The 12,518-nt window shown below is 43.9% G+C and carries 11 protein-coding genes; 6 read left to right on the forward strand and 5 right to left on the reverse strand.

The window, feature by feature from the left end:
• Positions 1-91: 91 nt before the first annotated feature.
• Positions 92-2,980 carry an acyl-CoA dehydrogenase gene (locus JMY06_RS03560; protein WP_201616254.1) on the reverse strand — a complete coding sequence of 963 codons (2,889 nt, stop codon included), beginning with the start codon at positions 2,978-2,980 and terminating at the stop codon, positions 92-94.
• A 401-nt stretch (positions 2,981-3,381) separates the two neighbouring features.
• Positions 3,382-4,065 carry a RadC family protein gene (radC, locus tag JMY06_RS03565; RefSeq protein WP_201616256.1) on the reverse strand — a complete coding sequence of 228 codons (684 nt, stop codon included), beginning with the start codon at positions 4,063-4,065 and terminating at the stop codon, positions 3,382-3,384.
• A gap of 140 nt (positions 4,066-4,205) precedes the next feature.
• Between radC and coaBC the strand changes: the two genes are divergently transcribed.
• A complete protein-coding gene (coaBC, locus tag JMY06_RS03570) occupies positions 4,206-5,570 on the forward strand; it encodes a bifunctional phosphopantothenoylcysteine decarboxylase/phosphopantothenate--cysteine ligase CoaBC (RefSeq protein ID WP_201616258.1) in 1,365 nt (454 codons plus the stop codon).
• Between the two features lie 76 nt (positions 5,571-5,646).
• Positions 5,647-6,420 carry a sulfite exporter TauE/SafE family protein gene (locus tag JMY06_RS03575; RefSeq protein WP_201616260.1) on the forward strand — a complete coding sequence of 258 codons (774 nt, stop codon included), beginning with the start codon at positions 5,647-5,649 and terminating at the stop codon, positions 6,418-6,420.
• A 70-nt stretch (positions 6,421-6,490) separates the two neighbouring features.
• Here the strand turns inward: JMY06_RS03575 and JMY06_RS03580 are convergent, their stop codons facing one another.
• From JMY06_RS03580 to JMY06_RS03590, 3 genes are all read right to left on the reverse strand, one after another.
• Positions 6,491-7,417, reverse strand: a complete 927-nt coding sequence (locus tag JMY06_RS03580) for a histone deacetylase (protein WP_201616262.1) — start codon at positions 7,415-7,417, stop codon at positions 6,491-6,493.
• A 117-nt stretch (positions 7,418-7,534) separates the two neighbouring features.
• Positions 7,535-8,356, reverse strand: a complete 822-nt coding sequence (locus JMY06_RS03585) for a YbjN domain-containing protein (RefSeq protein ID WP_201616264.1) — start codon at positions 8,354-8,356, stop codon at positions 7,535-7,537.
• Between the two features lie 64 nt (positions 8,357-8,420).
• A complete protein-coding gene (locus tag JMY06_RS03590; protein ID WP_201616266.1) occupies positions 8,421-9,485 on the reverse strand; it encodes a hypothetical protein in 1,065 nt (354 codons plus the stop codon).
• 222 nt (positions 9,486-9,707) lie between these two features.
• Here JMY06_RS03590 and ccmA point away from each other — a divergent pair, with 222 nt between their 5' ends.
• The 4 genes from ccmA to ccmD all read left to right on the forward strand — a co-directional run bounded on the left by ccmA (position 9,708) and on the right by ccmD (position 12,322).
• Positions 9,708-10,337 (forward strand): heme ABC exporter ATP-binding protein CcmA, encoded by a 630-nt coding sequence (gene ccmA, locus JMY06_RS03595; protein ID WP_201616268.1) that lies wholly within the window; start codon positions 9,708-9,710, stop codon positions 10,335-10,337.
• Between the two features lie 16 nt (positions 10,338-10,353).
• Complete coding sequence (locus JMY06_RS03600) at positions 10,354-11,058, forward strand: heme exporter protein CcmB (RefSeq protein ID WP_413786258.1); 705 nt, start codon at positions 10,354-10,356, stop codon at positions 11,056-11,058.
• 211 nt (positions 11,059-11,269) lie between these two features.
• Complete coding sequence (locus tag JMY06_RS03605; RefSeq protein WP_201616270.1) at positions 11,270-12,058, forward strand: heme ABC transporter permease; 789 nt, start codon at positions 11,270-11,272, stop codon at positions 12,056-12,058.
• A 51-nt stretch (positions 12,059-12,109) separates the two neighbouring features.
• Complete coding sequence (ccmD, locus tag JMY06_RS03610; RefSeq protein ID WP_201616272.1) at positions 12,110-12,322, forward strand: heme exporter protein CcmD; 213 nt, start codon at positions 12,110-12,112, stop codon at positions 12,320-12,322.
• Positions 12,323-12,518 lie beyond the last annotated feature (196 nt).

Raw genomic sequence — 12,518 nt, forward strand, 5'->3', positions numbered from 1 at the left:
ATTGCCCATATTGGACAATCCTGCTTTTTATTTTTAAGCTAGTTTACTGTTAGATAGTGATTTTAACTATTAATTCCTACATTATTAGTTTCTACACTTTATCATCTTCTTCGCGGCGTAGACCGTCTTGGAATTTGGCTTTATTGATAGCATTCTTTTTTATTCGATTAGTTTCAGCGCCTGCTTTTGCCGCTTGTGATTCGGCATCGGCCTTGTTTTGGCCATGATTGTAGCTCATACGATCACCTAGGGTAGTTTCAGCATCACGGCTGCGATGATTAATAGCCTCTGCTCTGGGATGCGCCTCATTAAACTTGGTTTGCGACTTAACTTCTTGAGCGGTGTTTTGCTCATTGACCATTTCGACATCGCCATCGGATTCGTAACCATGATCTGGATTGGCATCGCCACTAGCATCATCATTCGCCTGGTCATTAATCTGCGTACTATTTCTGACTTGGGCCTCGTTTTTTAGTTGCGCATAGTCAGTCAGTTTATGCACAGCGTTTTCTAAGCTATGAGGATTAAAACGCTCTTGCGCTTGCTGCAAGTGCTCATCGAACACATCCGTCAATAACGAATCAAAACGTAGCGCGTTATAGTTGATAAGTGCTTCTGCCTCTTCTTCAGTAACGTCACCATTTTGACTGGCATAGACCACATGATCTTCGAAGGTTAAGCCCTCAAAGCTGTCTTTATGCTCGGCCTTTTTGAACTTCTGCCACAGCGGCTCAATCTCAAGCAAGGATTGATAAGCGTGTTCCATGCGTCCGGTAACATCGTCCGCTTCCGTGTTGTAATACACCATGGTTTTAAGATAGTCGCGGAACGGGTTGGCTTCAAAGTCATCCATAAAGGTGTCACCCAATTTGCGTTTGAGCTCATCACTGGCAGGCGTAAAGATACGACCACTAGGGAAAGTCACAAAACTGACCACACTGGCGGCCATACGATTGGGGAAGTTGGCAAAGAAGGATACAAATGCTTCTTGAATCGTATATAGGCTGTGCTGTAGCGCGACTTCGGCATGCAGGCGCTCAGCTTTTGATTTACTACCATTCTGGTAAAACTGCAAAATGGCACTGGCAATAAATAAGTGGCTGTGAATATCCGCTAAGCGCCCAGAAAGCATCTCTTTTCGCTTCAAATCACCAGCAAGTAAGCCCAAAGCCATATCTGCTGTGAGCGCAAAGCTGGCACTTAAGCGGTTGATATGTTTGTAATAAGGTCGGGTAAAGCTATCGGCAAAGAGTGGCGCGTTGTTACTGCCGCCCATGTAACCGGCGACAAAAGCTTTGGCACCGCGATTAAAGGTATAACCTAGATGCTTGAAGAATAATTTATCAAACTGTTTAAGCGCGCCTTTTTTATCGTCACTTTGCAGGAGTTGTAGCTCATCGAAGAGATAAGGGTGACAGCGCATCGCACCTTGACCGAATATCATTAGTGAGCGCGTTAAAATGTTAGCGCCTTCAACTGTGATAGAGACTGGAATCGCTTGGTAAGGAATAGCTAAAAAGTTACGCGGGCCCGTTTGAATCGCTCGGCCGCCGACCACATCCATCCCGTCGTTGACGATTTCACGCATGGTTTCGGTGGCATAATATTTTGCCATGGCAGTCATGACCGAGGGTGTACCCCCTTCGTTAAGTCCGCAAGTGACTAGATGACGAAAGGCTTCTAACATATAAGTTTGGCTAGCAATACGGCTGGTAGCATCTTGTACGCCTTCGAACTTGCCAACTGAGATTTTAAATTGTTCACGTACCTTGGCAAATGCGCCAACTGATAAATAGCTCATACCACCGGCTGAGGTTGATAATGCGGGTAATGAGATACCGCGACCAACACCCAGACATTCCATCAGCATGCGCCAACCGCGTCCAGCGTTCTCAACGCCGCCGATAATATAATCTAACGGGATAAAGACATCGGTACCATCTACCGTGCCATTCATAAATGGCGAGCCGCTAGGGTAGTGGCGCGGGCCTATAATAACGCCTTCGTGACTAGCCGGTACTAAAGCACAAGTAATACCATAATCGGTTTTATTAACATCGCCCAATAGCGCTTCAGGGTCATGCATCTTAAAGGCTAGACCGACGACAGTAGCGATGGGCGCTAGCGTAATCCAGCGTTTAGAGAAATTCATACGCAGACCGAGCATCTCTTTACCGTCATGGATACCGTAACAAACCACGCCAGTATCAGGAATCGCGCCTGCATCAGAGCCAGCTTCAGGACCCGTTAGACCAAAGCAAGGAATCTCTTTACCAATGGCTAAACCTGGTAGCCAGCGCTTTTTTTGCGCCTCTGTACCGTAATGCATCAACAACTCACCAGGGCCTAGCGAGTTGGGAACCATACAGCTGACGGCTGCTGTAGGCGAGCGGGAAGCAATTTTACTCATCACACGGCTTTGGGCATAAGAGGTGAATGCCAGACCGCCATATTCTTTGGGGATAATCAGACCCAAAAAGCCATTGTCTTTAATAAACTGCCATGCTTTTGGTGACAATTCTTTATCTTCGTGTTGAATTTGCCATTCATCAAGCATCGTGCAAAGCTCTTCTACTTCATTATCAATAAAGCTTTGTTCCTCATCGGATAATTGCGGATAAGGGTAACTGGCAAACATTTTCCAGTCTGGATTTCCCATGAACAGCTCTTTTTCCCACCAGCTGGTACCGGCATCAAGCGCTTCACGTTCGGTGTCGCTCATACTTGGCATCGCACCGCCCAAAGCTTTATATACCGGCTTGGTAATGAGTACTTTGCGAATGGGAGCTATAAGTAGCACTAAACATAGCAGTGCTATCGGGGCGCCTAAAATCAACGACCATGGACTGATAAAAGCGGTCACTAACACTGTGATGATAGCAACAATACTGCCGGTGATACGCGAAAATGACTGTAAAAAGATGGCCAAAACGACGGCTAACTGAATGAGTACTGCCAAAATAAATAAGCCAATCGCCATGACTGTCTCCTTAACAAAGCATGAATGAGGAATATAAAATTATTCAAATAATACAGTTTGATTAATAAATCTTAACTAATAACAGGTTTTAAGTAGATATATAATGCAGTTAATAGTAAGAGTCTACTAACAATAAGAATCAACTAGTAATAAGTGCCAATGATAACGCTTAATAAAGCATAAAAAATACTATTCAATTAATAAACAGTAAGAAAAAGTAAATACAATTTAACTAAGGCTACAGATTACGGACGTAAATAGTACTACCAATATGAAATATCTATCGACAATTATCAATAACAAAAATGCTACGCTATGTCGATGATCTGTATCAGCCGTTCTGGCATACGTTCTGATTAAAATTAGCCCCTAATTAAGAGGATCATCTGGTTAAAATAAAACTAGCCAAAAGGTGCTAAGCAGTTTTCGGCGTAGGATAGGGTATCGTTACGTCCAACAATGATATGATCCACAAGAGATAAATCTAACAAGTCACAGGCTTTTTTGAGCTCATAAGTTAATATATTATCTGCCGTGGAAGGCTGAGCATTAGTATGGGGGTGGTTATGGGCGACGATTAGCTGGCTGGCCGCGTGATTGAGCGCATGCCGGAGCACGTGTTTGATACAGACCGAGCAAGAAGAAAGGCCGCCAGTAAATAGTATCTCAAAATTGAGTAGGTTCAGCGCATTATCCAAACACAGCACGGCAAAAACCTCACGGTGCTCCCCGCGCAATTGGGTGCTGATATAGTCTTTGACCACTTGTGAGCGTCCAAGAGCTTGACCGGTTTTAAGCTTGCTGTCTAGATAGCGCGTTCCCATCTCAAGGGAGGCGAGCATCTGCGCGTATTTAGCAGGACCAATACCATGGCAGGCGAGGACGCTCTCTTTGGGTGCGGCCAATAATTCAGCAAGACTACCAAATTGCTCAATCAAATGCCGTGCAAGCTCAATGGCTGACTGTGACTGGGAGCCCGTACGCAAAAATATGGCTAGGATTTCGGCATCATTAAGGTGTGCTGCGCCAAATTTTAGTAGTTTTTCGCGTGGTCTATCATCTTCGTGCCAGTCTTTAATGGCCATTATTATTCCTTGCAAGTGGATACGTTATGGGCCAATTATAGATAAGTTCGGAAAAGCTTACCCAACTTATCTCATAATTGTTACTATAAGTGCAATTTTTATCTATTAATTTTTTTATTACTAATATTAGTGCCCTGCTTATGACAAATATTCTGCTCGCTATTACTGGTGGTATTGCCGCCTATAAATCTGCTGTATTCGCTCGTTTATTGATCAAAGCGGGGTTTGATGTGCGCGTCATTATGACCTCAGGCGCGCAAGCCTTTATCACGCCGCTGACTTTGCAAGCCTTGACCGGTAATGAGGTTCATACCTCACTACTTGATGAGCATGCCGAGGCGGGGATGGGTCATATCGAGCTGGCCAAATGGGCAGACTTAGTCATCATTGCCCCAGCTTCAGCCAATACCTTGGCGCGGCTGGCGATGGGAATGGCCGATGACTTATTGACCACAGTATGTTTAGCAACCACGGCTCCGGTCATCGTGGCCCCTGCCATGAATCAGCAGATGTGGGCGCATCCGGCGGTCACGCTCAATGTTATGACCTTACGCGATATGAATTATCATATCATCATGCCGGCAAGTGGTGAGCAGGCGTGCGGTGATGTGGGGGCTGGGCGCTTACCTGAACCTGAGCAGCTGTTGGATGAAGTACGTTTATTCAGCGCCCAGCAAATTATTCCACAACATTTAATAGGTAGAACCGTTGTCATTACCGCAGGACCGACGGTTGAAGCGATTGATCCAGTACGTTATTTATCCAATCATTCTTCAGGAAAAATGGGCTTTGCATTGGCACGCGCTTGCGTTGAGGCTGGAGCAAAAGTTATCTTAATTGCTGGTGGTAAAGTCGCGCTGCCAACCCCGCTTGGGGTTACGCGTATTGATGTCTTATCTGCACAAGATATGCTGGTTGTCACCCAGCAATGTGTGGCCGGTACGCATATTATGCTGCAATCTACGGCCAATAATGAGACTAAGCATTCTCAAGAACAGCATCATGAACACGGCGACTGCGATTGTGGTTATGATAATGAGTCGCATACTCACGCTGAGCTACCTACTGAAAATCAAAGTTTAGCTGCGGATATTTTTATTGCTACCGCCGCTGTCGCCGATTATCGTACTGAAGAGGCCGCCCCGCAAAAAATAAAAAAGACCCAAGATGTAATGACTCTGAATTTGGTTAAAAACCCTGATATCTTGGCGACGATTTCTCTTGCGCATCCAGAACTGTTTGTTGTAGGCTTTGCCGCAGAAACCCAAGATGTCGAGCGTTATGCCCGTGGCAAATTAATGGCTAAAGACTTAGATTTGATTGCCTGCAATGATGTCTCACGCGTAGATATTGGTTTTGCTAGTGATGATAATGCCATGCAAGTATTCTTCGCTCAGCATTACGAGCAGGATGCGGTGACCTTAGATAAAGCCAGTAAAGATAAAATTGCAGCGCAATTAGCGACCATTATTGGTGAAACCTTATTGCAGCGTAAAAATGGTTAATGATAGCTGTCATTGTAACGGTAAAAAAACAGTCGAGTATATAATATGCAATATTCAGTATTAAGCTGCAGATATTATGACCGATAGCGACAGTACCCAAACGCTGTTGCTAATGGCAGTCTTCGCGGTCGCCTCCTTGCTCCATGGTATCAGCGGGCTGGGTGTCACACTAGTGACCACCACAGCCTTAGCGAGTATGTATCCATTACCGCACGCCATTGTGCTAGTCATTTTTCCATCATTATTATTAAATGCGATGACGTGGTTAAGTGGCGGCGGACGTAGTATTTGGCAAAACTTTACCTACTATGGTAGGCGCTATTGGTTGTTAGCATTAACCAGTTTGCTAGGCAGTATCCTAGGTGCAAAGTTATTACTATGGATAGATAGTACTTATATCTTACTGGTGCTCGCGACAGTGATTGGCTTTTATGTTATCAGCGCCTTACTTGGCAAACAAATTCGATTGCCAGACACTAAGCCTGTACTCATTATTGTTGGATTCAGTGCCGGTATAATTGGTGGGGCAACCAATGCCATGTCGACGATTTTGATGATGTATTTATTGTCTGCCAGTAGCGATAAAAACACTATCGCTAAAGTCGGTAATATGTGTTATTTTTTAGGAAAAGTGGCGCAAATTATCGTGCTGCGCGAACCGATTATGGCACTTAGTAATAACGAATGGCAGCTGATTGGATTACTTAGTATAATGTCTATCGTAGCACTATTAATAGGGATTCGCTTGCGTCGCTTCCTGCCGCAAGCGCGTTTTCGTCAGCTTATTTTATTAATTTTATCAGTGCTTGGAATACGTGTCGGTTGGCAGGGAATTACGGCATTGCTATAATTAGAAACTGCTATAAACGGTTATGAACCGCCATAAACTTCTATCAGAAAAATTCACATAGACTTAAAGTTTAAGAACTACTGGCATTCCTTTCTGCAAAAAATATCTGCTGAACAAGGCGAAAAGTATTACAGTGCGCCTCAACCACATCTTCAATATCTTCTGAATACCCGCCGCCCATTACGATAGCTACTGGAATATTAGCGGCTTTTGCTTGCCGTAATACGTATTCATCACGCGCTTTGCAACCTTCTTGTGACAAGGCCAACTTGCCCAGTTTATCCGTAGCCAGCACATCCACTGCCGACTGATAAAAAATCATATCGGGCCCAAATTCAGTAATTAAGCGCGGCAAGGTGTCTGCTAAAATCTGTAAATATTCGGCATCTCCGGTATCAGTCGCCAACTCGATATCGAGGTCGGAGACTTGCTTACGAAATGGATAATTCTTAGCGCCATGCATACTAAATATAAAGACGCGCGGCTCATCCGCCATAATACTGGCATTACCATTACCTTGATGTACATCCAGATCGACGACCAAAATCTTCTTCGCTTGTCCACGTGCCAACAGTAAGTTGCTGGCGATACAGACATCGTTAAACACACAAAATCCCTCGCCGTGATCGGCAAAAGCATGATGCGTGCCGCCAGCGATATTCATGGCAACCCCATATTGCTGCGCATATAACGCACACTCATAAGTCGCATGGGCAATATGCCGACCCCGATCTACCAAGGTTGGCGTCATCTCAAAACCGATCGGTCGCGCCTCTTTAGCCGTCAAGGTTTGGGTTTTGAGCTTATGCCAATACTCGCTGGTATGGGTGGTTAAAATTTCATCTTCCGTTAATTTTGATGGCGCAAAAAAGTTGGCGGCACTAATGGTTCCTTCAGCTAATAGCCGCTCAGGAATCATGGTATATTTTTGCATCGGAAAGCGATGCTTTTCAGGAACTGAGTAACGAAAGACTTCAGAATAGGCAATTTTTAGCATAGTTTTTAGTGGCCTTCAGAAGGTTGTTTATTGGGAAGTTAGTAGTTCTTGGACAATTGCTATTAGGTGACGGCTATTAATTTTTTAGTTCTAATTGTTTGTATTTCGATAGGATATTTACTGAACAAATTGCGTCGGTAAAAAGAATGTCCTTGCATCAGCCTGCTGACGTAATTCACCCAGCAAGGTTGGCATATCTTCGGTAGGGTCTTGGGTATTTATTAAATCGCTAAATACCTCATAGGCAACGGTAGTCATTGCAATCACACTTTGTAGTAAATGCTCGATAATATACTCATCAATACCAACTGCATCGACATCGATGGCGTTTTTATAGCGTATCTCACCGTCATTGACATCCATCTCTAGATTACCAATAAGCATGTCATAATTGACTTGGGTAATGAGTAGCATCGCCGCGCTCTGATGACTTTCCGGTATTAAAAATGGCAAAATACCGTAGACCGCGAGCAAGCTATTGCCTTCTTGAACTCGAAATAGATAACCACAATCTATTTGCTTATTTTTCATTCGTAAAGACAAGTGGTGCGATTGCTGACTGTCAGATGATTTTGGACGATAATAAGTATAGTGCCATTGTTTGTCCTGCAAATATTCTTTAAGGTAATTGACAATAGGCGTATCGTCATTGTTTTTAGAGGCATTGCTGTCAGCGGCAATGCTTTGAGCGTTCGTACTCTCCAAGTTATCGTCCTGAGTATCATTAGAATCCGCTAATTTAGCATCGTCAGCGCTAGCGCTATTAGCATGGTTTTTATTATCAGTATCAAGATGGCTATCTATATTATTTTCATCATAAATATTTACTTGCGGCGAACTTTTATACACATCTGTCCTATCAGCAACAGACTGCGGATCGGAAACAGACAATAGCCGTTTTATTTTTTGCCATAAGCTGCGTTTCTTGGTAAGACTCATAAATATTGCTTTTATTAATAAATGAATACGGTTGAATAGCTGTTAGCTAAATAGTAATTAACAGTTAAGTAATGCTGTTTGCTAAGCCTTTCTTAATCTCAGGCTGCGAATAAAATGCTTGTAGCATCTCGCGGATATGGGCGCTGAGCCATTCGCTATCGATGGCATCATGGGCAATCGGTAGTAAGGCTGTGCTCAAATTTGCCATAGCCTCACTATCAATATTTAGACCTAAGGCCATAGTAGCGATCGTATCGGTCTGATGATTGGCATACCAAGTTTCTACGGCGGCAGCAACTAAACTATGCAAATATGGTGACGTGCGCAACCGATTATAGCTTTGCTGTACGCTGGCCTCAATAAGGTCAATGCTGCTGTTATCAGGGTCATTGTTTAAATAGTTTTGTAGCTGACTGACCGGTTGATTTTTAATACGTGACCAACCAGTAATGAGCAGGCGTGTGACCTCCTCATTCGATAAGTGCTCTTGCGCATTGGCTTCGGCGCGGCGGGTCAAATCTTTAATATTACGATGTAGATAAGCTTGCAGTTTTTCATCAAGGTTGCGGTTGGTAGCTTTTTCAAATGAGCTACGTCCCATCTTCATCAATTTACCTACGCCGCCGGCTTTATCAAGGGTGGTTTCCATAAAGTCATTGATAGCGTGATAAAGGGTTTGAGTCAATAAATCCGCAAAGGTCTCATTACCCACTAAGGTATGAATCAGGATGTTACGCTGCTGCGTATGGCTGCCGATATAAGTGGCGAGAGTGTCGACTTGGGTATCATCAACCAGCTCAGATAAAGGTACGTTATCATTAACCGGATGATAAATTATGGTGTCTAAGATGTCGCGAATATCTTTACGCATAATGTCACTCATCGGCTGACTGAGTAACCAGTCGTTAAGAAGATGCTGCAAGTCCTCGCAGCTCACATAATTACCTATCGGCTGCTCGCCAAGCCATTGCCACGCGTCCATCGCTAATGGCTGCGCTTGCTGACGTAACCATTGCTGCATAAAGGCAACTTGCGCCTCAATTAAGCTGTCTACGGTTGAAGCTGGGGCTTTATTATCAACCGTATCTGACTGAGTATCTGGACTCTGGGTGTCTTTTGAAATCTGCATATGTTTTAAAGTCTACTTCTGTTTTAAGGTCTGTTTATATTTTGAGATCTACTTGAGTTTTGAAATAATAGTAATCGACAATTTGTTATACTGTAGCGTGGTAATGAGCATAGCGTATTATGCCATGAACGCAATAGTTATTTTTGGTGAATATTTGACGTTCACCTAGTAGATAACTCGCCTAAAATTAGACATATATTAGCCAAATAATAAGAGGTTTTGATGACCAATTTGCAGGTACCCCTTCTTGCCTTCGACGAGCTGACCGTTCAGCGCGGTGAAACTTCATTGTGTGAAGGGGTAATGCTTGATTTGACAGAGGGTAGTATTTGTCATTTGATTGGTGCTAACGGTACCGGCAAGACCACTTTACTAATGCAGCTGGCTGGTCTAATACCAGTGTTGACTGGCGATGTTTATTATAAAGGCTCAGCGGGCGTTCCGCTACAGCCGTTATATGTGTCGCATCAACTCGGTATTAATTCCAGTTTAACCGTAGCGCAAAACCTAACATTTTTGCTTAATTTATATGGTATTAAGCCAACTTCTGCTGATATTGATGAAGCGCTGGCTTGGGTAGGGCTGCAAGGTTTTGAGACGATTAGCTCAAGCCATCTATCTGCTGGGCAAACCCGCCGTATTACGCTTGCTCGGCTTTATCTATTGACCCCGCAAGTGACGCCACTATGGCTACTTGATGAGCCATTTACTGCGCTTGATGTGGATATGGTAGCGCGGATACAAGCTAGATTGCGCGAGTTTGCAGATATGGGCGGCGCAATAGTGATGACCAGTCATCAGCCGGTTGTTGTCGCCAATCAAGTGCTCGATTTGTCAGATTATATGGTATAAGTGGTATAGAGGACGAATGATGACAGAACATAGTGACAATATCGCTCCGCGTAGCATCAGCTTCATGCAATTGTGGCGGCGTGAATGGCAAGTCAAGCAGCAAGGTGCGGTGCAATGGCTGTATCCGCTGGTATTGTTCTTAGTTATTATCACCCTGTTTCCGCTAGCCGTTGGTAGTGAGCCGCAATTACTCCAACGTTTGGGGGTGTCAGCAGTATGGATTGCCGCTTTATTATCATTAGTAATGGGTGTCGATGGCTTGTTTAAGCCCGCGCTTGATAATGGAACTTTAGCGCAACTAGTCGTCGCAAAAGCCTCGCTACCGCTATGGGTGCTGATTCGTTTGGTCATTCACTGGATTTTTAGTAGCGGTATTGTTGCGCTGCTCAGTCTACTTGCTGTACCTTTATTCCAGCTCAGTTGGTTTGAAACCGGAATTTTGATGGCGTCTATTATCACCGGCAGTCCGATGCTATTAATGCTATCGGCCATCGCCAGTAGCTTGACGTTGTCACTTAAAAATGGTGCTGTATTAGTGCCGCTCATTGCGTTACCGATGCAGCTACCAGTATTGATTTTTGCGACGGGCGCGGTTGACTTATTTGCCAGTGGTCTTAATGGTCTACCTATTTTAGCGTTATTGTTAGCCGGCAGTATCGTTTCGGTATTGGTGATGCCGTGGGTGATTTCTGTGACCTTGAAAATGGCGTGGTTAAATTAAATTAAAATATAATTATCTATTAACTTTATCCACCAAGTTATTATGCTGTTTAAACTCTTCGTATTAACAGCGTGGTGAAAACTGGCAATTTTGCTATAATGATGACTTACAGATTCTGTCCAGTGTTTAACGCCGGCAGGTTCGCCGGTAGCAATGTCAATAACGCACACTATCAGCCACAACCGCAATGCTGTGCAATAGGTTTATTCCCATGTCCAACCTAAATAATATCCCAACTCCTAGCCTATGGCAGCGCATCTGGCAAGGCTTCTTGACCACTGTTGGTACCAAGCAGTTCTTTCGACTCTTTGCGCCATGGGTCAAGTGGCTTGCGGTTTTAGCTGGTATTTGCCTGCTGATCGGTAGTGTCTGGGGTCTTGCCTTTGCGCCGCCCGATTATCTTCAAGGTAATAGCTATCGCATCATATTTATTCATGTACCAGCGGCGAGCCTTGCCATCTCTATTTATTTTGCCCTTGCCGTACTGGGGGTGATTTATTTGGTATGGAAAATTAAGACTGCCAATCTGGTGGCGCAAGCGCTGGCCCCGTTGGGGTTTTTATTGTGCGTGATTAGTCTGTTAACCGGTTCCATTTGGGCAAAACCAACCTGGGGCACTTACTGGGTTTGGGATGCGCGTTTAACGTCGATGCTGATTTTAGCATTTTTATATGCGGGCGTTATGGCGCTATTTGTGGCCTTTGAACATACCGCCAATCGCGGAAAAGCAGCGGCTATTCTATGTATCGTTGGTGCAGTGAACTTGCCTATTATTAAGTATTCCGTCCAGTGGTGGAATACTTTACACCAAGGTTCGACCTTTACTTTGACCGAAGCGCCAAAAATGTCTGCCGATATGTGGATGCCGTTGCTACTTATGATTATTGGTGGCTATTTATTGGTGGCGACTTTAGCGATTTATCGTACTAATACGCTCATTTTGTATCGCGATCAAGGTAAAGCTTGGGTAAAAGAATATATCCGTGGTCAAAATAAATAACTTTTGTCGAACCTTGTAGTATTTGGTAGAACACCATCCTGGGAGCACACTATGCAGCCTTATTTTTATAGCCTATCTGAATTTATCGCCATGGGTGATCATGGCGTTTTTGTGTGGTCATGCTGGGCGATTACGGTAGGCATGATATTTATTTTTATCTGGTATAGCCGCTACCAAAGACAAGCTCTTATTAGGCAGCTGACCATCCAACAAGCGCGGCAAGCACAGCGCGGCTCCAACATTAAAAAACCATCCGCGTCATAAAACTATTATAAAATCATAACCTTAGCCATCAATACATTTTTTAGTCTCTATTCAAAATTTGTACTCATCAGTACGCTCAATGTGCAAAGAGCCTATTGAGGTGGATAAAAAATGCTACCATATAGCTATTAATAAGTAGTTATTAAAAGGACAACCTGTCTAATTTAGTATAAAAAGGCCATCCTTAGCCTTTTTC

Origin of the sequence: Psychrobacter urativorans (assembly GCF_904846675.1) — a bacterium.
GTDB classification, from domain to species: Bacteria; Pseudomonadota; Gammaproteobacteria; order Pseudomonadales; family Moraxellaceae; genus Psychrobacter; species Psychrobacter urativorans_B.

Excerpts from the sequence above, each read along its gene's own strand:
- JMY06_RS03560 (WP_201616254.1), bottom strand. The coding sequence starts at position 2,980 with ATGGCGATTGGCTTATTTATTTTGGCAGTACTCATTCAGTTAGCCGTC.
- radC (WP_201616256.1), bottom strand. The coding sequence starts at position 4,065 with ATGGCCATTAAAGACTGGCACGAAGATGATAGACCACGCGAAAAACTA.
- coaBC (WP_201616258.1), top strand. The coding sequence starts at position 4,206 with ATGACAAATATTCTGCTCGCTATTACTGGTGGTATTGCCGCCTATAAA.
- JMY06_RS03575 (WP_201616260.1), top strand. The coding sequence starts at position 5,647 with ATGACCGATAGCGACAGTACCCAAACGCTGTTGCTAATGGCAGTCTTC.
- JMY06_RS03580 (WP_201616262.1), bottom strand. The coding sequence starts at position 7,417 with ATGCTAAAAATTGCCTATTCTGAAGTCTTTCGTTACTCAGTTCCTGAA.
- JMY06_RS03585 (WP_201616264.1), bottom strand. The coding sequence starts at position 8,356 with ATGAGTCTTACCAAGAAACGCAGCTTATGGCAAAAAATAAAACGGCTA.
- JMY06_RS03590 (WP_201616266.1), bottom strand. The coding sequence starts at position 9,485 with ATGCAGATTTCAAAAGACACCCAGAGTCCAGATACTCAGTCAGATACG.
- ccmA (WP_201616268.1), top strand. The coding sequence starts at position 9,708 with ATGACCAATTTGCAGGTACCCCTTCTTGCCTTCGACGAGCTGACCGTT.
- JMY06_RS03600 (WP_413786258.1), top strand. The coding sequence starts at position 10,354 with ATGATGACAGAACATAGTGACAATATCGCTCCGCGTAGCATCAGCTTC.
- JMY06_RS03605 (WP_201616270.1), top strand. The coding sequence starts at position 11,270 with ATGTCCAACCTAAATAATATCCCAACTCCTAGCCTATGGCAGCGCATC.
- ccmD (WP_201616272.1), top strand. The coding sequence starts at position 12,110 with ATGCAGCCTTATTTTTATAGCCTATCTGAATTTATCGCCATGGGTGAT.